Consider the following 20,393-nt stretch of genomic DNA (forward strand, 5'->3'; position numbering starts at 1 on the left):
TTCCCCAATTTACATTTATATACCAATTTTACTTACAATTACCATTAAATTCAAGTAAAATGGCACTTTCAGATTACATTTTTAAACACAAAAATTAGGATTTTTTTCAAGTAATTAAATAACAAATGTATAGAAAAAATGCCCCAATTTCTTGGAGCATTTTTTCTAGTTTTTACGTGAGTAAGATTTTACATCTGAATCAATTTCATTAATGAATTCATCCATACTCTTATTAATTTGTTCTTCTGTTCCGTAGCGACGAACATTAACAGCATTGTTATTCATTTCTTCGTCACCCAATACTAAAGTATAAGGAACTTTTTGAGTTTGTGATTCACGAATCTTGTAACCCATCTTTTCATTTCTCATGTCTACGTCAACTCTAAAGCCACGCTTTGTAAGTTCTTCTTTAACTTTCATTGCGTAATCACCATGAGCATCTAAGTTAACTGGAATAATTTTTACTTGAACTGGAGCAAGCCAAGTTGGGAAAGCACCCTTGTAAATTTCAGTTAAGTAAGCAATGAATCTTTCCATCGTACCAACAATACCACGGTGAATCATCACTGGACGGTGTTCTTCACCATCTTTACCAGTGTAAGTCAAGCCAAATTTTTCAGGAAGCATAAAGTCTAATTGAATAGTTGACATTGTTTCGTCATTACCCAAAGCAGTCTTAGTTTGAATATCAAGTTTAGGTCCATAAAAGGCTGCTTCACCTTCAGCTTCAACATAATCTAAACCAAGATCATCCATGGCTGCCTTAAGCATGCTTTGTGCAGTTTCCCACATTTCATCATTTGCGTAATACTTATCAGTATTTTTAGGATCTCTATAAGATAATCTGAAGTAGTAATCCGTAATATCAAAGTCCTTGTAAACATCCATAATTAACTTCAATACTTTAGCAAATTCTTCACGAATTTGATCTAAGGAAACAAATGTATGGCCATCATTTAAGGTCATTTCACGCACACGTTGAAGTCCTGATAAAGCTCCAGATTTTTCATATCTGTGCATCATACCTAATTCAGCAATTCGAATTGGCAATTCACGGTATGAACGTAAGTGGTGCTTGTAAATTTGAATGTGTGATGGGCAGTTCATTGGACGTAATTCAAGCATTTCGCCATCACCCATATCCATTGGTGGGAACATATCATCACGATAGTGTGCCCAGTGTCCGGAAGTCTTGTAAGCATCCACATTCATTAAAACTGGGGTGTAAACATGTTGGTAACCATCCGCTACTTCTTTATCAACGATGTAGCGTTCAATAGTACGACGAATAGTGGCACCATTAGGCATCCAGTAAGGAAGCCCAGCACCAACCTTCGGATCAACAAAGAATAAATCTAAATCACGTCCAATAGTACGGTGATCTCTTTCTTTGATTTCTTGACGACGCTTAAGATCTTCTTCTAAAGCACTCTTCTTAAAGAAGGCAGTCCCAAAAATTCTTTGAAGCATTGGATTAGATGACTTACCTAACCAGTAAGCACCAGCTACTGATAATAATTTGAAGTTGTTCTTAATTTTTCCTGTATTAGGAAGAAGAGCTTCAAAACCAAAGTCTACAAAATCTCCTAATTTATAAACTTCAACTTCATCAGGTTGATCTTTTAATAATTCAAGTTTATAAGCATCATCTTTGAAGATCTCTTGTAATTCAGACTTCTTCATCTTAGTGAATTCAATCTTTTCACCATTTTTAATTGCCTTAGCCATTAATTTTTCAAGCTTAGGGAGCTCACTAACCTTAATTTGATCTTCTTTATCAGTATCAACAAAGAATCCACCTTCGTCAGCTTCATGCATCCCTAAACGTAAATCAGGATATTCACGCTTAGCAACTGCTTCTAATAAAAATGCAGTAGTTGCTCTTAAAATATCTAATCCTTCTTCATCCTTATCGGTGATAATGGCTGCTTCAACATCTTTATCTACAACATAATCTAATGGTCTCATGACACCATTAATTTTTGCTCCAACTGCAGCTTTTCCTAATGATGTTGCAATACTTGAAGCTAATTCTTTTACACTGATTGCTTTATCAAAATCTTTCTTTGAGCCATCTGGCAAAGTAACTACAAAACTCATATTTTTACCTCCAAATAAAAAATCCCAGTGCAAATAAGCACTGGGACGTTAATTACGTGGTTCCACCCAAATTTAAACTAGTTACTACACTAGTTCCTTATTGACTGATAATGGCAGCCTAACCAATATTAATAATTTGAGTATTAGAAGTTGGGGTTAACTTTATTCAGGAATTTTCAGAACTAGATTCCTGTCTCTGAGGCAAAGTTAATCATGTCTTCACTTGCTTTTTATTATACTAGCTCTTTTATTAGATGCAAGTATAAATTTCTTATACTCGACGATTTTCTCCTTTTACTAATACTTCTTCACTTAGAAAACGTATCCTTTGCATAATTCTTTTAGCTTTTAATTCGTCTACACTATTCTTAGTCTCACTAAAATGTTTTTCCAAACCTGCTAAATCTAAGTTGGAAGTAAAGAAAGTTGGGAGTTCATTATCCATTCTTTTTTGAAAAATTACTCCTAAAATATCGTCACGTGACCACTCACTTAAACTTTCAGCACCAATATCATCAAAAATCACTACTGGTGCTTGAGTAATTTTATCTACTTCTGCGGCTAAAGTGTTTTTTTTAACAAAAGTTGGAAGTGAGGCAATAAAGGATGGTGTATGTAAGAAAATAACTTGTGTCCCATTTTGGGCCAATACATTTGCTAGCCCTGCTAATAAGTAAGTCTTACCTACACCAAAACTTCCTTCTAGATAAAGGCCACGTGCGTGAGAGTTTGTTTGATATTGCTTCAAAAAAGTCGCAATTTTGACTAAAGCTTCTTCACGTCCAGGCGCTTTATCAAGTTCACTTAAAGTCACATTTTTAAGTTTTTCAGGTAGGTCAATTAATTGAATTCTTTTTTGTGCTTTATTAAGTGCAAGTTCAGTTTGCATTACCTTTCCAGGTGCATACGTTATTTCAATTAAATTATCATTTAACACCAAATGCGGTTCATAACCTTGTAAAATTTTCTGGATGCGATTTGATTTTAATTGTTGGGTGAAAAGATATAAATTATCCAAAGAATTATCAATAATCTCAGGAGTAATTTCAGCTTGATGCGTTGCCAAAAATTTTTTCACTTCTTCATTTTCTAAAGCAGTTTGATAATCTGGACGAAATTTTGCTTCTGGCTTCAAATTAAACATTGCTTTTTTTATGAGACTACTGATATCTTCCATTGTGTAACTCATTCTTTCTTTTCAAAATTATTAAAAATCTCATCCATTTCTTCATGAGACATTTTAGTGTGCTGCGTTTTTTCTTGTGCTTGCTGCTGCGCCTTTTTATCCCAATCGACTCCATCAGAAGTAGTGGACTTTTTCTTATTATAAAAGTAAGTGCGACGTTGCTTACCCTTTTGTCTTTCTCGAATTCTTGCTAATGCTTTAACAGGAGTAAGTGTTTTTTCACGTAACCAATCATTAGCTGTTGTTTCTGCATATTTCATTGATAAAGTTGGGTACTCGCTTAAGCAAGCATAAACAATTAAATTAATTAATGGATCAGTGAAACCATACTTATCTCGCAAAACAAAGGTTACTCTCTTTTCATCTCCAGTAACCATCCCTCCTAACCGACTCTTGAGATCATATAGATAAGCTACAGTAGCCTTGTTTTCTACTTCTAACAAAATTTCTTTATCGGTTTTATTTAAGGCAGTTGGTAACACATAATCTTCTTCTTGACTTTTAATTTGTCTTCGCACTGAATTTCTAGTGCGACTAGTACCATACTCACTATTTGCTAATTTTTGAATGGCTTTAATATCTAATTTATCTTCACCAGGACTAAGAGTTTTAACAGCTAATTGAGCAAATTCAATTTCAGAGAGCTGATAAAACTGAATAATCTGACTGATCTCACGACGTTTATTAACAACTTCTCCCCCATCAACATGATAGGCTTCTAGCTGCATTCTTAGATACTCCCAATCAATCCTAATATCTGTTTTCCCAACCTTTAGTACTCGCTTGTTGCCTGCTTCTACTTTTTTTACAGCTTGAGTTACTTGTTCAGGAGGATTAATGGCTGCTTGTTCATTTAGCCTAAAGACATCAAAAAATGCACTAGTAACCTCATGAGCGTTTTTTAATCCCATAAATCTTCGTGGGGTAAACTCCTTTACCAACCTCTCATAAGCTACCTCTCCAACTCTTTCTAAAAGCAAACTTGATAATAAAAATGTCTTAAAAAATTCAGCAGCCGTTGGGATTGGTTGAAGCCTGAAAATTATTACATCCCCTAAAGCTGGATTGTTACCAACAAAAGTTTTTACCAGACCGGTTGCCTCTAAATAATGCAAACTGTCGAAGAGATTCTTTAAATTACTATTGGTCTGTTCTTGCAATTGATATAAAGTACGATAGTCACTATTAAAAGGAACTGAGTCATATTCATTAACTAATGTTAAATATAATCCCACCCCTAATGCACCAACAAGTGGTTGATACAGATATGTAAGTACTTTCTGACTTGTAGCACTTACTTCCACTTGATTAGCAACATAAAAAGGTTGCTTAGGATTTGTGCTAGCAAACATTCACTAACTCTCCTTCTCATGTTTTGATATCATGTCTTCCATTGCTTCCATGAACCCAGAAACATCTTTAAATTGACGATAAATACTAGCAAAGCGAATATAAGCCACATCATCAAGATCTGCTAAATAATTCATTACGAACTCACCAATTTTTTTAGAAGAAATTTCACCAATTCCTTGCTTACGAACATCATTTTCTACTTTATCTACCAAATTATTTAGCTGTTCGATTGAGACGGGACGCTTTTGTGCCGCCATAATAACTCCATGTAATATTTTATCACGGTTAAAAGGCTCCCTTGTAGCATTATTTTTAACTACTAACAAAGGAACATGTTCAATTCGTTCAAATGTGGTAAACCGATAGCCACATTTTTCACATTCTCTTCTTCTACGAATAACACGATTTTCATCACTCGGGCGAGAATCAATCACTCGAGAAGCATTTTGATGACAATTTGGGCACTCCATCTTATCTACCTTCCTAAATATTTTAAGATAGCTATCACTTTATCTTTTAGCACACCCAGATCTTGATCATTTTCAATCACATAATCGGCCAACTTCTTTTTCTCAACTAGCGGCATTTGACTAATAATTCGTTGATTAGCTTGGCTTTGAGACAAATTATTACGTGCCATTAACCGTTGAAGTTGAAGCTGTTTAGGAGCCGAAATCAATAAAACACCCTCACATAAATATTCCAATTTTTCTTCAAAAAGCAAAGGAATGTCTAACACAACAAGCGGTTCTTCCCTTTTTTCAAGTTGAGCCATTTGATTTTTTATTTCAGTAATAATATTAGGATGAGTAATATCATTTAAAAGCGTGAGTTTTATTTTATCACTAAAAACAATTTCGCCCAACTTTTTTCGGTCAATTGTCAAATCTGAAGCTAAAACTTTATTCCCAAAATTCTTGACTATTTCGTTGTAATTTTTTTCATTTGGCAACATTAATTGATGGGCAATTTTATCTGCATCAATTATTGGAATTTTCTTTTCTCTAAAAAGTTTGTCTACAGTGCTTTTCCCTGTTGCAATTCCACCAGTCAATCCTAAAAAGTATGTCATTTGTATTCTACCTGACAATGAGGACAATATGTAGTTCCTCTTCCATTTACCTTAATCTTTTTTAATGTAGTGCCACACCTAGTGCATTTTTTGCCAGCTCTGCCATAAACTTGCAGCAATTTTTGAAACTCACCGACTTTGCCATCTGCATCTAAAAAGGTATGAACAGTAGTGCCTCTTTTTTCAATTGCTAAGGCAATAATTTCGTTGATATTATCATGCAACTTTCTTACTTTTGCTTGTGTAATAGCACTACTTTTACTTAAGGGATGAATTTGACTGCGCCACAAAACTTCATCCACATAAATATTACCTAGCCCTGCTACAATACTTTGATCTAACAAAGCATTCTTTATGTTTTTCTTTTTACGAGCTAGTTGTTTAGCAAAATAATCAACTGTAAATTCTGATGTATTAGGCTCTGGACCTAAATTTTTAATTCCTGTAGTTTGACGCTCAGTCCCTGTTATTACTAACTGCATCCGTCCAAATTTTCGCACATCTTGATAGCGAATTGCAGTTCCATCATTGAATAAAAATTCAACGTGTTCATGTTTATTCTTAGCTGCATCAGGAGCTGTAACATGATATTTACCTTCCATTCGCAAATGAGAAACTAAAGTCATATCATCACTTAAGCGAATTAAGAGATACTTTCCATAACGATCTACTTTGATGATTTTTTTACCCTGGAGTGTTTTCTTAAAAGTCTCTACATCCCCTGTAACAATTTTCGGATACCATACTATAACTTGTTTTATAGTTTTATTTCGCATTAGTGGATCTAGAGTTCTTCTAACCGTTTCAACCTCTGGCATTTCTGGCATCAAACCACCTCTTTAATCTTATTTTGCTTCATACCAGTTATGACCCCAACTAGAATCTGCAATCAAAGGCACATCTAAGTGAACAGCAGATTCCATAACTTCAGGAACAACTTTCTTAATAGTGTCTAATTCTTCTTTAGGAACATCAAAAATTAATTCATCATGTACTTGTAAAACCATCTTAGTCTTTAACTTCAATTCGTCAAGTTTCTTTTGCATATTAATCATTGCAATTTTAATAATATCAGCTGCTGATCCTTGAATTGGTGAGTTAATAGCTGTTCTTTCAGCAAAAGAGCGTAAATTAAAGTTCTTTGCATTGATATTTGGCAAGTAACGACGACGGTGCATAATTGTTTCCGCATATCCCTTTTGACGAGCAATCTCCACTGCCTTTTCCATGTACTCTTTAACTTGAGGATATTGTTTCAAATAATTTTCAATGAAATCTTTAGCTTGCTTGCGCCCAATACCTAAGCTCTTTGATAAACCATAATCTGAAATTCCATAAACTATCCCAAAGTTTACTGCTTTGGCATGACGACGCATTAATGGCGTTACTTCATCAGGAGAATTTAAGCCAAAAATCTTCATTGCAGTGTGAGCGTGAATGTCATAACCAGATTTAAAGGCTTCAAGCATATGTTCATCACCAGAAATGTGGGCTAAAACTCGTAGCTCTACTTGTGAATAGTCACATGAAAAAATATAACCATCAGGAGTACTTGGAACAAAAGCTTTTCTAATTTGCTTTCCCTCTTCAGTACGTGTAGGAATATTTTGTAAATTTGGATCTACTGATGATAAACGTCCAGTAGCAGTTAGAGTTTGAAGGTAACGCGTATGAATTCGACCATCGGGCTGAATACATTCTAACAGGCCTTTAATATAAGTGGACTGAATTTTATTCAATTGTCGATAATCTAAAATTTCTGAAACAATTGGACTTTGCAACTTCAATTGTTCCAAAACTTCTACTGAAGTTGAATATCCTGTTTTAGTCTTTTTTATTGGAGGTAAATGTAACTTTTCAAATAAGATTTCTCCTAACTGCTTAGGTGAGTTAATATTAAACTTCTCACCCGCTTGTTGGTAAATTTTTTCTTCAAGTTCTTTTAGCTTAATGGCCAATTCATTTCCAATTTGCGTTAATGTAGACGCTTCTACTTTAATACCTGTAATTTCCATTTTTGCCAAAACAAAAGCTACTGGAATTTCAATTGTTTCATACAGATCATCTTGTTCATGTTCTTTTAATTTTTCAAGTAGTGGCTGCTTTAATTTATCAATTACTGTTACTTTAGCAGCTAAGTGGTTAAAGAAAATTTTATCTTCTGGAATTGCGGCTTTTTTACCTTTTCCATAAACTTCTAAATCAGTTTTAACGGTGAAATCATCATATAAATGGGCAATTTCACCTAAATCATCAGAATTATTTTCATTATTCACCAAATAAGAAGCTAAAAGCATATCATAATCTAGTCCCTTAGCTTCAATCCCCATTCGATGTAGACCCACAATGGTTCTCTTAATATCAAAAACATTCTTTTTGATTTCTTGATTTTCTAAAATATTTTTTAAAATTGTTTCTTCTAATAAAGCAGGATCTTTTGAAACATAGATTTTATCGGCTACTTTTAAGGCAAATCCTTCAAAAGGTGCCAAATGATAGTTTTCCCCTAGCATTGCTAAATAAAACGTAATTTCCTTGCTAGAGAAATCTTTTAATTCAGAAAGATTTTCTTGAGTTAATTCCGTATATTGATAATCCTCATCAATTTTCATTTCACTGCCATCTCCTTCTCCAGAGTTGAGCTGTGCTAAGAATTTACGGAAGTTTAGTTTTTCATATAGTTGGCGCAGCTTATCATAATCTACTGGCTCACGCTTAGTATCCGCAATTGTAACTTCAACAGGTGCATTACAATCAATTGTGGCTAACTTTTTACCTAAGATTGCTTTATCTTTATCACGAATTAAGTTTTCTTTGCGTTTGGACTTTTTCATCTCATCAATATGTTCATAGAGATTTTCTACACTACCATATTTCTGAATTAATTGCGACGCTGTCTTGGGACCAATCTTCTCAACACCTGGATAATTATCAGAACTATCTCCCATGAGAGCCTTCATATCAATAAATTCCGTTGGTGTTACCCCATTGACTTCTTTCATATGTTCTGGAGTAAATGCTTCTAATTTTCCAGCCCCATTCTTAGTAATCATTACTGTTGTTTTATCAGAAGCAAGTTGCGTTAAATCTCGATCACCTGTAACAACTGTTACATCAAAGCCATCTTTTTCCCCCTTTTTAGTCATGGTTCCAATAATATCATCAGCTTCATAATTAGGTAACTCATAACTTTTAATTCCCATATCCGTTAGTAATTCTCGAATAACAGGAAGTTGTTCAGAAAACTCACTGGGAGTTTTTGGACGTCCTCCCTTATAGTCATCATACAATTTATTTCTAAAAGTAATTTTTCCAGCATCAAAAGCTACTAAGACATTTGATGGATCAAAATCTTGTAAGAAGACATCAAGCATATTTTTAAACGCATAAATCGCATTAGTATGTAATCCTGAAGCATTAGTAAAACTATCAACAGGAAGTGCATAAAAGGCTCTAAAAGCTAAAGAATTTCCATCTATTAAAAGTAATTTTTTATCAGACATAAGTTTTTTCCTTTTTTGCTTAAAATAAAAAACTGTTAACATAATCTACATGATTATTTTAACAGTTTTTCACGTATTAATTATTACATAGGCTCATTTTGTTTTACATGACGAATTCCATAAACAAAGTAAAAAATAATTCCTATAATGAGCCAAATCACCATCATCCATTTTGCATCTACACTAAGTTCCCAGAAAATAATTCCTGATACAATTGCAGAAAGTGCTGGTAAAACTGGATAAAGTGGCATTTTGAAGCTTGGATTAGGTAGGTTCACTCCTTCACGGGCACGTAAACGATAAATACCAAGCGATACCATGATAAAGGCAATTAAAGTTCCTGCAGATACAAGATTAGATAAGAAAGTAAATGGTAACACTCCTCCAACAATAGCACCTGCAATAGTTACTAACCAAAGGGCACGGCTTGGATTATGATGTTTATCCAATTTACTTAATCCACTTGGTAAAAAGCCATCTCTACCAAAGGCATAAATTAATCTTGAAGACGCCATTTGCATCCCGATTAATCCAGTTAACATTCCAAAAATTGCTACCAACGACAAAACATTTGCACTAAATACATGGCCTGCTTTTCTTAAGGCAAAAGCCGCTGGTTCTGCATTACCAGCATAAACTTTATAGTTAAACATTCCAACTAAGACTAAAGAAACAACTACAAAGAGTGTGGTTCCAATTGCTAAAGTTCCTAAGATTCCACGTGGCATTGTTTTTTCGGGATTCTTCGTTTCAGCTGTGTTAGCAGAAATAGCATCAAAACCAATATATACTAAGAAAAGTTGAGAGGTACCGGCTAAAATTCCTTGCCACCCACCAAAGTTAGTACCAGCTTTATGTGGTGGAATAAATGGTACATAGTTTTCAAAATGAACAGCAGTCATTCCCACGGCAATAAAAAGTAAAATTACTAATACTTTTAAAACCACTAAAGTATTTTCTACCCGACTAACGTTTTTTAGACCTTTAGAGATTAAGAAACCACATAAAACAATAATTAGTACTGTTAAAATATCTACTCCACCATGGCCTTTAAAATCTGTTGCCTTTGCTAAATAATCAGGTAATTGTAAATGTATCTGAGCAAGTAATCCTTGCATATAAGCTGACCAACCAGAAGCAACAAATGCTACTGCTACAAAATATTCAGCAAGCAAAGCCCAACCACATATCCATCCTAAGAATTCTCCAAATAAGACGTTAATCCACGAAAAGGCAGATCCTGCAAAGGGTAAAACAGAAGACATTTCTGCATAAGCTAAGGCTGCCATTCCAGCACCAATTGCTCCTAAAATAAATGAAATTGTAACAGCAGGACCAGCATGATTAGCAGCTACAATACCAGGTAAAGTAAAAATTCCTGTTCCTACTACAATTCCAATTCCCAATGCTAATAGATCAATCGTCCTTAATGATGGGACCAACTTTTTATCCTTATCCGCATAAACTTTAGGATCTTGTTTGTGTGTCATTCTCTGCCAAACATTCATTTCCACTACCTCCCAGTTTGCTCTCGGCAAAGATATTAAAATTATATCCTTAATATTAAACGATTCGTAGTAAAAATAAAAGGACTTTTTTATAATTTATTATTTATTTTTTAATCTAAAAACAAAAGAAAAAGTACTGAACTTCCTCAGTACTTCTTTATTCTTTAATTGATAAGTAGCTTCCCCAACGTACAGGTTCTTCAACAGTTGGCACTACCATAAAGTATAACCAAACTAACCAACCAAATGGCACAAGTTGGATCCACCACCACCAACCAGTGTGATCACTATCATGCAGTCTTCTTACACTGGTTCCGATTAAACATAAAGAAAGATAAATCCAGGCTAACCCTATAATAAATATCAAAATATTAGTAATTGCATTAGTACCATTTAATTCAATTACATGAGCATTTACTCTAGTTTCACTTGGAATAAATGAGACTACAGACAATATACCTAAAATCAAACTACAAACACAATAAATAACATAACTTAGCCAAAAAGTCTTCCTTGTATCGCGCGCATTCCAAGTAAATGGCTTAGTAAAAAATTCTTTAAAAATTTGGCCAAAACCAGAATTTGGTACTCTTGGTTTTCCTGGTTCTTGATATGATTGTTCATAATATGGTTTTTGTTCCATACTTTCCTCCTTAAAATTACACCAATCCTATTCGATTATACTATTAGAAGTGCAAATGAAACAATGAAACAATTAAATAGGTCATCCCGCTGGCAATTACTGGACCAGCTGCTATTCCCTTAAAGGCTACTACTCCAATAATCGTTCCTAATACTAAAGCCACTGTTACTTGCGGAACAGCTGAAAGTTGATCTACACCATAACGTGATAAAATAGCCACCGCAATTCCCATAGCAACTGCAATCCAACCAGCAGGAGTTTTGAAAGCTTTATACAAATCATTGAAACCAATTTTACCAGTAGCAATTGGTACTAAAATTGCTACTGAAATTACAGTGACTCCCCAATTTATTCCTTTTGCCTCTATAATTGGTAACCATTTAGTCGCAAAAGGCAACAATTTTAAAATCATTACCACCACAGTTCCGATAATTAGAGACATATTTTTTCCTAAAACTGCAATTACTAGAATAATTAATAAAAATAGCCAGCTTTCCACCAAATTACCTCACTTCTTTTTTATTGACCCAAAAATTATAACATTTTTTTCTATATTCTTAATATTCTTTCAAATATAATCATGCTAAAATACATATTAAAATTAATTGTGAGGTTTTTTATATGAAGAAAAGTACTCTCTTATTTGGTGGAAGTATTGCTGCGATTGCTCTAGCAAAATCTGGTGTGGTGGATATTAATAGTATTCAATATTATCTTCCACAAATTCAAAATGCACTCAATAATTTATTCAAATAGGTTTAACGTGAACAATTACTTCTATTGTTCACGTTTTTTCTCTTGACGCCGATAAAACTTTTCCATTTTTTCACAGTGAAGTGGATCACTTTTAGAAACGAGTTTGCCTAAATTTTGATAGTACCAAATTTTATAGTCGGCCCACCACATTTCTTCTTGTAGTTCTTCCATTTTTTTCTTTAGAATTTCTTTTTGTTGTTTAAATAATTTGATCCGCGCTTCTTCATTGTTATCAGTTTGAAAAATTTTCATATATGATTTTATTTTTTTAATACTCATGCCAGCTTTTTTTAGACAATCAATCGATTTGATAAGCTCAATATCTTGGTCATTGTAACTGCGCTGGCCTAAATGATCTCTTTCAATATTTGTGATCAATCCTTCTTTTTCATAATAACGAAGTGTATAAGAGCTAAGATTAGTTTTTTGGCTACATTCTTTGATTGAATAATTCATAAAAATCCTCTTTTCTTCTTGCCTTAGAGTTTACTCTAGGGGGTAAGATGATAATTATCAATATTAATACAAAGAAAGAAGAATTGAAATGAAAAATTTAGTTGTAATTACTGGTGCTAGTTCAGGATTTGGAAAAGCTATGGCTAAAGAATTTAGTGCAGCTGGCTATCCATTATTATTAGTTGCTCGCAGAGTCGAATTGTTAGAACAGATGAATTTACCCAATGCACTATGTAAAAAAGTAGATGTTCGTGATAAAGAAGCCTTTCAACAAGCTATTAAAGAAGCAGAAGAAAAATATGGTCCAGCGGATTTATTAATTAATAATGCTGGGATTATGCTACTAGGCAACATTGAAACTCAAGATAGTCAAGAATGGCAAAATATGCTTGATGTTAATGTTATGGGGACGCTTAACGGGATGCAAGCAGTAATGAATGAAATGAAGAAACGCCAACATGGAACTATTGTTAATTTTTCATCATTAGCTGGAGTAAAAACGTTTGTAAATCACGCTGTATACTGTGCCACAAAATTTGGTATTGAAGGCTTATCAGAAACAGCTCGCGAAGAATTAGCCCCTTATAATGTGAGAGTAATGCGGATTGCTCCTGGTGCTGTTAATACAGAATTATTGAGTCATACTACCAGTGATAAAATCAAAGACAACTATAATGCCTGGTTAGAAGAAACTGGTGTAGGTAAAATTACTCCAGAAGATATTGCAAGAACAGTTAAATTTGCATATGAAATGCCACAAAGTGTTAATCTAAGAGAAATTCAAATTTCTGATACCCGGCAAGATTCTTAAAATAAAGCACGATAACTTTCCTAAGGAATTTTATCGTGCTTTTACTTTCGAATTATTCTAATTTATAAACTTTACTGCTGTTCCGTAAGCAACCACTGACTGCATATCGCCACCAATTGAACCAGAATCAAATCTCATCATTACTACCGCATCTGCATCTAAATCTTCGGCAGCCTTACGTAAACGTTTAAGTGCTTTATTGCGAGAAGTCTGAAGCATTTTGGTGTACCCTTTAATTTCGCCACCAACTAAATTTTTAAGTCCTGCACCAAAATCAGAAATTGCATTTCTTGATTGAGTAGTAACCCCAAAAACTTCCCCAATAATTTCATACTCTTTTCCTGGAATATTCTCAGTTGTTGTTACTAATAGTTCCATTGCCATCTACCTCTATTTCACCAGTAATTTTTCATAAGCATCTTCATATTTTGGAATATCACCAGCACCCATAAAGACAACAGCTGCATTTTGATGTTTAGTCAAATCACTAATATTTGCTAAATCAATCACTTCTGAACCAGGAATATTTTTTGTAAGATCTTCACTTGAAATATCCCCACTATTTTCACGTGCTGAAGCATAGATTGGGGTGATATAAGCTTTATCTACATCACGTAAAATTTCTTCAAAATCTTTTTGATACTTCTTAGTTCTAGAATAAGTATGAGGTTGGAAAACAACTACCAATTCCTTATCAGGGAATTTTTGGCGAGCAGCTTGGATTGTTGCTCGCATTTCAGTTGGATGGTGGGCGTAGTCATCAATTACAGCAATATTGCCAAAATCTTTTTCAGAAAAACGTCTTTTTGCTCCCTTAAAAGTTGGCAGAGCCTTTTGAACGATCTCCATTGGTACCTTTTCAGTATAAGCTACCGCAATAACCGCAGTCGCATTTAAAATACTATGATCACCAAATAGCGGAATTTCAAATCGTCCTAAATCTTTACCATCGGCAATCACATTAAAACTTGAACCGTTGGTTGTTTTTTTCAATATTAGTTGCTTGAAAATCATCACTATCTTTAAACCCATATGTATATTTAGGAATTGCAGTGTTTAAAGATTGAAGTCTTGGGTCATCCCCCCACACAAAGAGACCCTTTTTAGTTTGCTCAGCTGCAGTTTGAAAAGCAGAAGTATAATCTGCCTGATCTTTGAAGTAATCTGGGTGATCAAAATCAATATTGGTCATAATTTGGTAATCAGGATGATATGCTAAAAAGTGACGGCGATATTCATCAGCTTCATAAGCGAAAAAGCGAGAATCGGCTACACCTTTACCACGACCATCCCCAATCAGATAAGAAGTTGGGGCTACTTGTCCTAAAACATGAGCTAATAAACTAGTTGTAGAAGTCTTACCATGTGTTCCTGCTACTCCGATACTTGTATAACTTTGTACAATTTCCTCTACAGTATCTGGATAACTTTGCCATTGAATATCCTTTTCGACACAAGCTGCCACTTCAGGATTATCTTCTTTAAAGGCATTACCTTTTACAATAATTTGTCCTTCTTTAATATTTTTAGGATCAAAATCTTTAACTTCAATTTCTGCTTTTTCAAGAGGAACTTGAGTAAAAGTATACTTTTCAATATCAGAACCAGCCACATTATAGCCTAGATCTTTCAATACCAGTGCCAAAGCAGCCATTCCTGTTCCTTTAATTCCAATAAACCAAATTTGTTTTTTCTTATCTAACATAGATCGATTCTCCAATAATATTTATCAATATTCTTTAATTCTCATTTTATCATTTTTATGCAAAAAAAGAGCCGTAATCTACGACTCTTTTTCGATTAACCTACTAATTGCTTAATCTAATGTAATTTGGCCACTGGCAAGTAACTCATCTGCCTTAGTTGGTTCAAATTCATCTCCAGGTTTAAAAGTATCTGGAACTACCATGATCCCACGCTTTTGAGGTGCATGTGGTAATCCTAATTCACGAGCAGAGCAAATCATCCCATATGAATCAATACCACGTAAAGCACCTGGCCAAATTTGTTGCCCATTAGGCATCAAAGTGCCTGGTAATGCCACAACTACAGTTTGTCCTTGTTTAATATTAGGTGCTCCACAAACAATTTGATATTCATTTTCACCAACATCAACAGTTGTTACATGTAAGTGATCAGAATCAGGATGTGGCTCACAAGTTTTTACATAGCCATACACTAAAGTTGGTTCACCAATTTCCAAAGTATCATCAAAACCAGCTTTTTTAATTTCTGCATTTAAGGTATCAACTAATTCTTGAGTTGGTTTAACTTCACCATTTGGAAGTGCATCTGCGTCTAAAAAATTAGAAATATTGAAGAAATTGAATCCTACTACATTTCCATTTTCATCCTTAACACGAGTCACATTTTCTGTTTCATCAAATTGACTACGACCCTTATCTGGACCAGTAATTACAATTAAAGTATCTGGATAACTTGTTTTATTGGTAGAAATTATCATTCTAGTAAACTTTCCTTTCTGAGACTAGTTAAGAGAATTGAGGAAGTTTTCTACTTCTTCTTTAGTCTTTCTGTCCTTATTTACTAGTCTACCAATTTCTTGCCCATCTTGGTAGACAACAAAGCTAGGAATTCCAAAGATATTTAATTCTTTGGCAACATCTATTGAACCATCTCGGTCAATTTTGTAAAAAGTTGCTTCTGGATAATCTTTTTCAATTTGTGGTAAAAATGGATCTAAAAAGCGGCAATCTGGGCACCAAGTTGCTGAAAACAGTAATACCACACGGCCATGAGCAGTAATTTCTTTTAATTTTTCATTAGTCAATTCTTTAATTTCTTCCATTGTTTTTACCCTCTTTCTTACTTTTTATAAGTTATACTCACATTGTACTTATTTTTCTTATAAAATGCTAGTCTTTCATAAAAGTTCCCAGGCAAACTTAGAATTTAGCGTGCAAACAATAGATTGGATTACCCTTTTGCGCAAATTTATGTTCATATTCTGTTTCAACATTTCTCTGCGCAATTTCATCGTCATCATGATGTAAATCTACACTAACATGTTCAAACTTCATGCCATAATTGTTTAAACTTTCTAAGCTATATTCAAATAATCCACGATTATCTGTCTTAAATTCTAAATGTCCTTCTGGTTTTAAGACTTCTTTATACTTGTTCAAAAAGCTTTTATAAGTCAAACGACGTTTCTCATGGCGAGTTTTTGGCCAAGGATCTGAGAAATTCAAATAAATAATATCTGCACTATTTTTTGGGAGATAGATTGCTAAATTAGCGGCATCAGCACACATTAATTGTAAATTATCAATCTTTTCTTCTAACTTTTTACGAAGGATCATCCCTGCAGCTGTTGTTTGTAATTCAATCCCAATAAAATTCATTTCAGGATGTTGTTTGGCAAGAGTAGTGATAAAATGACCCTTTCCAGATCCAATTTCAATGGCTAATGGCTTAGAAAAATCTTCAAATCTTTCTTCCCAGTTAATTTTTTCTTCTAAACTTGGTTCATTTAAAATTGCTTCTGGATGTTCTGCAACTAATTTTTGTGCCCACGGCTTATTTCTTAATCTCATCTTCTTTGCTCACCTTTTCTTAGTATCTAATTTTTTTAAATAATTTTTCAATCTTCATTGGCAAATATGCATAAAGAATTATAAAGACAAATAGCAATAATGCAACTACACTAATTAAAGCATTTACTTTTTCTGGTGAAAAAATTATGATGCCCATACTAATTACAAACCATTCAATTAGCATTCCTTTTTTCAAGACTCTTGCTAAGGCTTTACCTCTATTTTTAAGCGGGATCGGTTGAACATGGTACATCATATTATGTTCATAGACTGTACCTAAAGGAATTAATTGATATAAAGTCAAAAACAAAACCAAGGCACCTAAAACACTACTCCAAGCGTAACTTTGCAAAATCCACGACAATAGCAGTGAAAAAACTGCCATTCTAATCAATAAATTGCTATATTCTGGATCACGTAATAATGCTCTCTGATATAAAAAAGTATTGGGAGTTTGCTTTTGATGATTAATAAGAAAATCTAAATATTTTCTCCGTGAAATTTTGATTTTTTTATCAGCCACATCAGTAAACATACTATAAAAATTATCTTGACTATCACGTCGTTTTTCTTCCAAATCAACTGCATAGTACCAGTTAAATACTTTCCCCGTTGGCAAATAATTTACCCCAACTGCTGCAATTACTGCTAAGAAGAAATAAATATAAGGAGAATTATTTAAACTTAACCATAAAACAAGCAAAACAACTAATTCAAATAACCAAAAATTATAAATTTTGGTTTTATTAAAGTAAAGGCTGCGCGCAATTAGCTTTAATTGAACATATTTTGTCAAAATTAAACCAATTACTAAAAAGACATAAGACGCAACAGGTATCTGCACACGTAAAATCGCAAATGGATAGAGAATCCCCGAAACTAAAAGCAAGAGAATAGTGGGTAAAACCATACTCCTTCTAATCATTGGTTTCAAATAGGCATGCATGTACTTATCTTGCATATAGAGAAAGTGCGTATCCGCTTTTTGAAAAAGTGTTGCTAGATGCCCAATGCTAATTACAATTGTCCAAATAACTGCTAGTAATGGTTTGTAAAACCAAAGATTATTAGGCCAATTTTTAATGTTTTGTGCGTACCAAAACATTAAAGCACCAAACATTAAAATTAACGCTAAAATAAAGAAATCATTAAACACTAAACTCAAATAACGCATTTGGCGCTTTAAATTAGCTTGTTGGCGCTTTTTTATTAACTCATTCATGCTTATTTTGCTCCTGATTTAAAACTTGATACAAGCGGTCAAACGAATCGCTCGGCTTTAAGCCGTAAAATTCTCTAATTTGTTTTAAATCGCCAATTGTCTGAATACTGCCATCATTTAAAACCGCAAACTTTTGAACTGCTTCTTGAGCTTCTGCTAAGACATGCGTTGTCATTAAGACCATTTTTTGATTAGCAGTTGCTTGTTTTACCAAATCAATGAAGTTTGCAACCGCTAAAGGATCTAGTCCTGTAAAAGGTTCATCAATAACTAACAAATCTGGATCAGCCAAAAAAGCACATACAATCATTACTTTTTGCTGCATCCCTTTAGAAAAGTTTGTTGGCAACCAATCCAACTTATTGTCTAATCTAAACATTTTACAAAGTTGCACTGCTCGGTCCCAAACCTTATTTTTATCTAAACCATAAGTTAAAATTACCAGTTCCAAATGCTCTTTAAGGGTTAATTCTGGATATAAGATTGGCGTTTCTGGAATATAAGCAATCATTTTTTTAAATTTAGTAGGACTTTGAGTTAAATTTACACCATTTAATTCTATTGTTCCCTTTTGCATTCTTAGTAAACCTAATAAGTGCTTAATGGTTGTTGATTTACCAGCACCGTTTAATCCAATCAAACCAATTGCTTGTCCAGGTTCAATTGTTAAATTAATATCATGAATTACAGTAATTCCACTGTAGCCTCCAGATAAATTTTCAATTTTTAAAGCCATAGGCAATTAATCCTTTCTAAAAATACTGAAAAAGCTCTCTCTCTATGATAGCATTAACTTAGATCAAACTAAATTTCTATTATAATAGAGAAAGGAAGCTTTTTATGGCTGAATTACAAGAAGATTGTTTATTTTGCAAAATAATTCGTAAAGAAATTCCTTCTTATACTGTCTTTGAAAATGACGACATTAAGGTATTTCTTGATATCTCACAAGTTACCAGAGGACATGTTTTATTAGTTCCTAAAAAACACCTTGTTAATTTTTTTGACTATAGTCAAGAAGATGCAGCTAAGTTTTTACAATATATTCCTAAAATTGCTAATGCAGTTAAAAATTCAAATCCTGACATTAAAGGAGTTAATGTAATAGCAAATAACGGCGAAGCAGCAGGACAAGTTGTAATGCATTCGCATATTCATTTTATTCCACGCTATGAAAACGATAATGTGGACTTGCCACACGCAAACAATGCTAGTCAATATAATGATAAAGATTATCTCGCAGTAGCAAATAGTATCAAAAAGCACCTCAATTAGCTTATAATAGAACTGTAAAGTAGATGTATTATAGTAAAAGATAGAGGTAATAATTATGTTTCCATTTTTATTAGGTGTCGTTTCTGGTGGTCTAGTTGGTGCAGCAGCATCCTTTGTCAAAAATCCTTCAACTGACGAACCAATTCGTGAAGATATTCGTAAACATGCTGAAGAGCTAAAAGAATCTTGCACTGCTGTCAAAAATAACTACCAAGAATTACAAAATGATCGCAAAAATCAAGAAGTAGCTCCAGCTACTAATGATGAAGCTACCAAAGCTCACGTCACTGCTAAGGAAAAAGCCAGTGATTTAGTTACTGCTATTAAAACAGTCACAAGCAAAAATAAAGATTTAAATGATTTAGTCAACAAAACCAAAGAAAAGGCTACTGATTTTAAAGCTAAAGCCAAAGAAAAAGCTGAAATTGCTAAAATTAAGGCTGAAAAAGAAGCTAATGATATGAAGGCTAAAGTTTCAGAAAAGCATGCTGAATTTAAAGAAGATTTAGCGCAAAAAGAAGCTAAAGCCAAAGCAGAGCTTTCAGAGCTTAAAGAAAAGGCAAAACAAGCAAAAGAAGACAATCATAAATAAAGAAAGTAATTAGAATGAAACTTAAATATTTTTCTACTGGTTTGGGTTTGGGAACTCTTTTAGGAACTGGAATTTCTTTTCTTAAAGACCAAAAAACTGGAAAACCGATCAGAACAGAAGTAAAAGATTTTGTTATTGAAGATTTGAAAGATGGTTTAAATATTCAAAAAAATATTCAAAATATTAAAGCAACTCTTTCCACTCTCAAAACTACTGATCTTCCAGCAGCTAAAAAAGATTTGGCAAGCATTCATCGCTCAATTAAAGTTTTTGAAATGACAGCTAAGCCTAAAGTACAAGTTCTTAAAGAAAACATAGAAAAACTAAATAAAGAAGTAAAATAAAATTTAAATTTCTTT

The 20,393-nt window shown here is 33.5% G+C and carries 22 protein-coding genes and 1 pseudogene; 5 read left to right on the forward strand and 18 right to left on the reverse strand.

From position 1 onward, the window contains the following. Positions 1 to 165 precede the first annotated feature (165 nt). The 10 genes from thrS to FP435_RS05810 form a co-directional block, all read right to left on the reverse strand. A complete protein-coding gene (gene thrS / locus FP435_RS05765; protein ID WP_265483249.1) occupies positions 166 to 2,100 on the reverse strand; it encodes a threonine--tRNA ligase in 1,935 nt (644 codons plus the stop codon). A gap of 271 nt (positions 2,101 to 2,371) precedes the next feature. Further along, positions 2,372 to 3,277 carry a primosomal protein DnaI gene (gene dnaI / locus FP435_RS05770; RefSeq protein ID WP_265483250.1) on the reverse strand — a complete coding sequence of 302 codons (906 nt, stop codon included), beginning with the start codon at positions 3,275 to 3,277 and terminating at the stop codon, positions 2,372 to 2,374. Between the two features lie 8 nt (positions 3,278 to 3,285). After that, positions 3,286 to 4,638: a DnaD domain protein gene (locus FP435_RS05775; protein WP_265483251.1), complete on the reverse strand. Its 1,353-nt coding sequence runs from the start codon at positions 4,636 to 4,638 to the stop codon at positions 3,286 to 3,288. Positions 4,639 to 4,641: 3 nt separating this feature from the next. Then, positions 4,642 to 5,109 (reverse strand): transcriptional regulator NrdR, encoded by a 468-nt coding sequence (gene nrdR, locus FP435_RS05780; RefSeq protein WP_265483253.1) that lies wholly within the window; start codon positions 5,107 to 5,109, stop codon positions 4,642 to 4,644. A gap of 5 nt (positions 5,110 to 5,114) precedes the next feature. Further along, positions 5,115 to 5,711 carry a dephospho-CoA kinase gene (coaE, locus tag FP435_RS05785; protein WP_265483255.1) on the reverse strand — a complete coding sequence of 199 codons (597 nt, stop codon included), beginning with the start codon at positions 5,709 to 5,711 and terminating at the stop codon, positions 5,115 to 5,117. Next, positions 5,708 to 6,538, reverse strand: a complete 831-nt coding sequence (gene mutM, locus FP435_RS05790) for a DNA-formamidopyrimidine glycosylase (protein ID WP_265483257.1) — start codon at positions 6,536 to 6,538, stop codon at positions 5,708 to 5,710. Before mutM ends, coaE begins: the two co-directional genes overlap by 4 nt. Positions 6,539 to 6,556: 18 nt before the next feature. Beyond that, positions 6,557 to 9,214, reverse strand: a complete 2,658-nt coding sequence (polA, locus tag FP435_RS05795) for a DNA polymerase I (RefSeq protein WP_265483258.1) — start codon at positions 9,212 to 9,214, stop codon at positions 6,557 to 6,559. Positions 9,215 to 9,297: 83 nt separating this feature from the next. Next, the gene (locus tag FP435_RS05800; protein WP_265483260.1) at positions 9,298 to 10,722 is read right to left on the reverse strand and encodes an APC family permease; all 1,425 of its coding nucleotides are present in this window, start codon (positions 10,720 to 10,722) and stop codon (positions 9,298 to 9,300) included. Between the two features lie 157 nt (positions 10,723 to 10,879). Then, complete coding sequence (locus FP435_RS05805; RefSeq protein ID WP_265483261.1) at positions 10,880 to 11,365, reverse strand: DUF805 domain-containing protein; 486 nt, start codon at positions 11,363 to 11,365, stop codon at positions 10,880 to 10,882. Positions 11,366 to 11,408: 43 nt separating this feature from the next. Then, positions 11,409 to 11,864 carry a DUF441 domain-containing protein gene (locus FP435_RS05810; RefSeq protein WP_265483263.1) on the reverse strand — a complete coding sequence of 152 codons (456 nt, stop codon included), beginning with the start codon at positions 11,862 to 11,864 and terminating at the stop codon, positions 11,409 to 11,411. Positions 11,865 to 11,986: 122 nt separating this feature from the next. Between FP435_RS05810 and FP435_RS05815 the strand changes: the two genes are divergently transcribed. Continuing rightward, positions 11,987 to 12,121: a hypothetical protein gene (locus tag FP435_RS05815; RefSeq protein ID WP_265483265.1), complete on the forward strand. Its 135-nt coding sequence runs from the start codon at positions 11,987 to 11,989 to the stop codon at positions 12,119 to 12,121. 21 nt (positions 12,122 to 12,142) lie between these two features. On the opposite strand, the gene FP435_RS05820 is transcribed toward FP435_RS05815, so the two are convergent. Continuing rightward, on the reverse strand, positions 12,143 to 12,577 hold the full coding sequence (locus FP435_RS05820) for a MerR family transcriptional regulator (RefSeq protein WP_265483266.1): 435 nt from the start codon (positions 12,575 to 12,577) through the stop codon (positions 12,143 to 12,145). Between the two features lie 88 nt (positions 12,578 to 12,665). Between FP435_RS05820 and FP435_RS05825 the strand changes: the two genes are divergently transcribed. After that, positions 12,666 to 13,388: an SDR family oxidoreductase gene (locus FP435_RS05825; RefSeq protein WP_265483268.1), complete on the forward strand. Its 723-nt coding sequence runs from the start codon at positions 12,666 to 12,668 to the stop codon at positions 13,386 to 13,388. Positions 13,389 to 13,445: 57 nt separating this feature from the next. On the opposite strand, the gene FP435_RS05830 is transcribed toward FP435_RS05825, so the two are convergent. From FP435_RS05830 to FP435_RS05860, 7 genes and pseudogenes are all read right to left on the reverse strand, one after another. Continuing rightward, complete coding sequence (locus tag FP435_RS05830; RefSeq protein WP_265483269.1) at positions 13,446 to 13,772, reverse strand: heavy metal-binding domain-containing protein; 327 nt, start codon at positions 13,770 to 13,772, stop codon at positions 13,446 to 13,448. Between the two features lie 6 nt (positions 13,773 to 13,778). Beyond that, positions 13,779 to 15,093: pseudogene (gene murC / locus FP435_RS05835) on the reverse strand (UDP-N-acetylmuramate--L-alanine ligase). Positions 15,094 to 15,204: 111 nt separating this feature from the next. After that, positions 15,205 to 15,852 (reverse strand): YtpR family tRNA-binding protein, encoded by a 648-nt coding sequence (gene ytpR, locus FP435_RS05840; protein WP_265483271.1) that lies wholly within the window; start codon positions 15,850 to 15,852, stop codon positions 15,205 to 15,207. 24 nt (positions 15,853 to 15,876) lie between these two features. Continuing rightward, a complete protein-coding gene (locus FP435_RS05845) occupies positions 15,877 to 16,197 on the reverse strand; it encodes a thioredoxin family protein (RefSeq protein WP_265483273.1) in 321 nt (106 codons plus the stop codon). Between the two features lie 97 nt (positions 16,198 to 16,294). Then, complete coding sequence (trmB, locus tag FP435_RS05850) at positions 16,295 to 16,945, reverse strand: tRNA (guanosine(46)-N7)-methyltransferase TrmB (protein ID WP_265483274.1); 651 nt, start codon at positions 16,943 to 16,945, stop codon at positions 16,295 to 16,297. 19 nt (positions 16,946 to 16,964) lie between these two features. Next, positions 16,965 to 18,167, reverse strand: coding sequence for an ABC transporter permease (locus tag FP435_RS05855; RefSeq protein ID WP_265483276.1), 1,203 nt, complete (start codon positions 18,165 to 18,167; stop codon positions 16,965 to 16,967). Beyond that, positions 18,160 to 18,903: an ABC transporter ATP-binding protein gene (locus FP435_RS05860; RefSeq protein ID WP_265483277.1), complete on the reverse strand. Its 744-nt coding sequence runs from the start codon at positions 18,901 to 18,903 to the stop codon at positions 18,160 to 18,162. The genes FP435_RS05855 and FP435_RS05860 overlap by 8 nt, the downstream gene beginning before the upstream one ends. A gap of 104 nt (positions 18,904 to 19,007) precedes the next feature. Here FP435_RS05860 and FP435_RS05865 point away from each other — a divergent pair, with 104 nt between their 5' ends. The 3 genes from FP435_RS05865 to FP435_RS05875 are packed head-to-tail and all read left to right on the forward strand — an operon-like array spanning position 19,008 to position 20,378. After that, positions 19,008 to 19,442, forward strand: coding sequence for an HIT family protein (locus FP435_RS05865; protein WP_265483278.1), 435 nt, complete (start codon positions 19,008 to 19,010; stop codon positions 19,440 to 19,442). A gap of 55 nt (positions 19,443 to 19,497) precedes the next feature. Continuing rightward, entirely contained in the window at positions 19,498 to 20,034 is a 537-nt protein-coding gene (locus tag FP435_RS05870) for a hypothetical protein (protein ID WP_265483279.1), read from the forward strand. 14 nt (positions 20,035 to 20,048) lie between these two features. Beyond that, positions 20,049 to 20,378: a hypothetical protein gene (locus FP435_RS05875; protein WP_265483280.1), complete on the forward strand. Its 330-nt coding sequence runs from the start codon at positions 20,049 to 20,051 to the stop codon at positions 20,376 to 20,378. The last annotated feature ends 15 nt before the right edge of the window (positions 20,379 to 20,393 follow it).

This window comes from Lactobacillus sp. PV037, assembly GCF_014522345.1.
Classification (GTDB): domain Bacteria; phylum Bacillota; class Bacilli; order Lactobacillales; family Lactobacillaceae; genus Lactobacillus.

Coding starts and splice junctions, on each gene's coding strand:
- FP435_RS05855 (WP_265483276.1), bottom strand. CDS start 18,167: ATGAATGAGTTAATAAAAAAGCGCCAACAAGCTAATTTAAAGCGCCAA.
- FP435_RS05830 (WP_265483269.1), bottom strand. CDS start 13,772: ATGGCAATGGAACTATTAGTAACAACAACTGAGAATATTCCAGGAAAA.
- trmB (WP_265483274.1), bottom strand. CDS start 16,945: ATGAGATTAAGAAATAAGCCGTGGGCACAAAAATTAGTTGCAGAACAT.
- thrS (WP_265483249.1), bottom strand. CDS start 2,100: ATGAGTTTTGTAGTTACTTTGCCAGATGGCTCAAAGAAAGATTTTGAT.
- FP435_RS05845 (WP_265483273.1), bottom strand. CDS start 16,197: ATGGAAGAAATTAAAGAATTGACTAATGAAAAATTAAAAGAAATTACT.
- FP435_RS05815 (WP_265483265.1), top strand. CDS start 11,987: ATGAAGAAAAGTACTCTCTTATTTGGTGGAAGTATTGCTGCGATTGCT.
- coaE (WP_265483255.1), bottom strand. CDS start 5,711: ATGACATACTTTTTAGGATTGACTGGTGGAATTGCAACAGGGAAAAGC.
- FP435_RS05870 (WP_265483279.1), top strand. CDS start 19,498: ATGTTTCCATTTTTATTAGGTGTCGTTTCTGGTGGTCTAGTTGGTGCA.
- mutM (WP_265483257.1), bottom strand. CDS start 6,538: ATGCCAGAAATGCCAGAGGTTGAAACGGTTAGAAGAACTCTAGATCCA.
- ytpR (WP_265483271.1), bottom strand. CDS start 15,852: ATGATAATTTCTACCAATAAAACAAGTTATCCAGATACTTTAATTGTA.
- FP435_RS05800 (WP_265483260.1), bottom strand. CDS start 10,722: ATGAATGTTTGGCAGAGAATGACACACAAACAAGATCCTAAAGTTTAT.
- dnaI (WP_265483250.1), bottom strand. CDS start 3,277: ATGGAAGATATCAGTAGTCTCATAAAAAAAGCAATGTTTAATTTGAAG.
- nrdR (WP_265483253.1), bottom strand. CDS start 5,109: ATGGAGTGCCCAAATTGTCATCAAAATGCTTCTCGAGTGATTGATTCT.
- FP435_RS05865 (WP_265483278.1), top strand. CDS start 19,008: ATGGCTGAATTACAAGAAGATTGTTTATTTTGCAAAATAATTCGTAAA.
- FP435_RS05775 (WP_265483251.1), bottom strand. CDS start 4,638: ATGTTTGCTAGCACAAATCCTAAGCAACCTTTTTATGTTGCTAATCAA.
- FP435_RS05875 (WP_265483280.1), top strand. CDS start 20,049: ATGAAACTTAAATATTTTTCTACTGGTTTGGGTTTGGGAACTCTTTTA.
- FP435_RS05825 (WP_265483268.1), top strand. CDS start 12,666: ATGAAAAATTTAGTTGTAATTACTGGTGCTAGTTCAGGATTTGGAAAA.
- FP435_RS05820 (WP_265483266.1), bottom strand. CDS start 12,577: ATGAATTATTCAATCAAAGAATGTAGCCAAAAAACTAATCTTAGCTCT.
- FP435_RS05860 (WP_265483277.1), bottom strand. CDS start 18,903: ATGGCTTTAAAAATTGAAAATTTATCTGGAGGCTACAGTGGAATTACT.
- polA (WP_265483258.1), bottom strand. CDS start 9,214: ATGTCTGATAAAAAATTACTTTTAATAGATGGAAATTCTTTAGCTTTT.
- FP435_RS05805 (WP_265483261.1), bottom strand. CDS start 11,365: ATGGAACAAAAACCATATTATGAACAATCATATCAAGAACCAGGAAAA.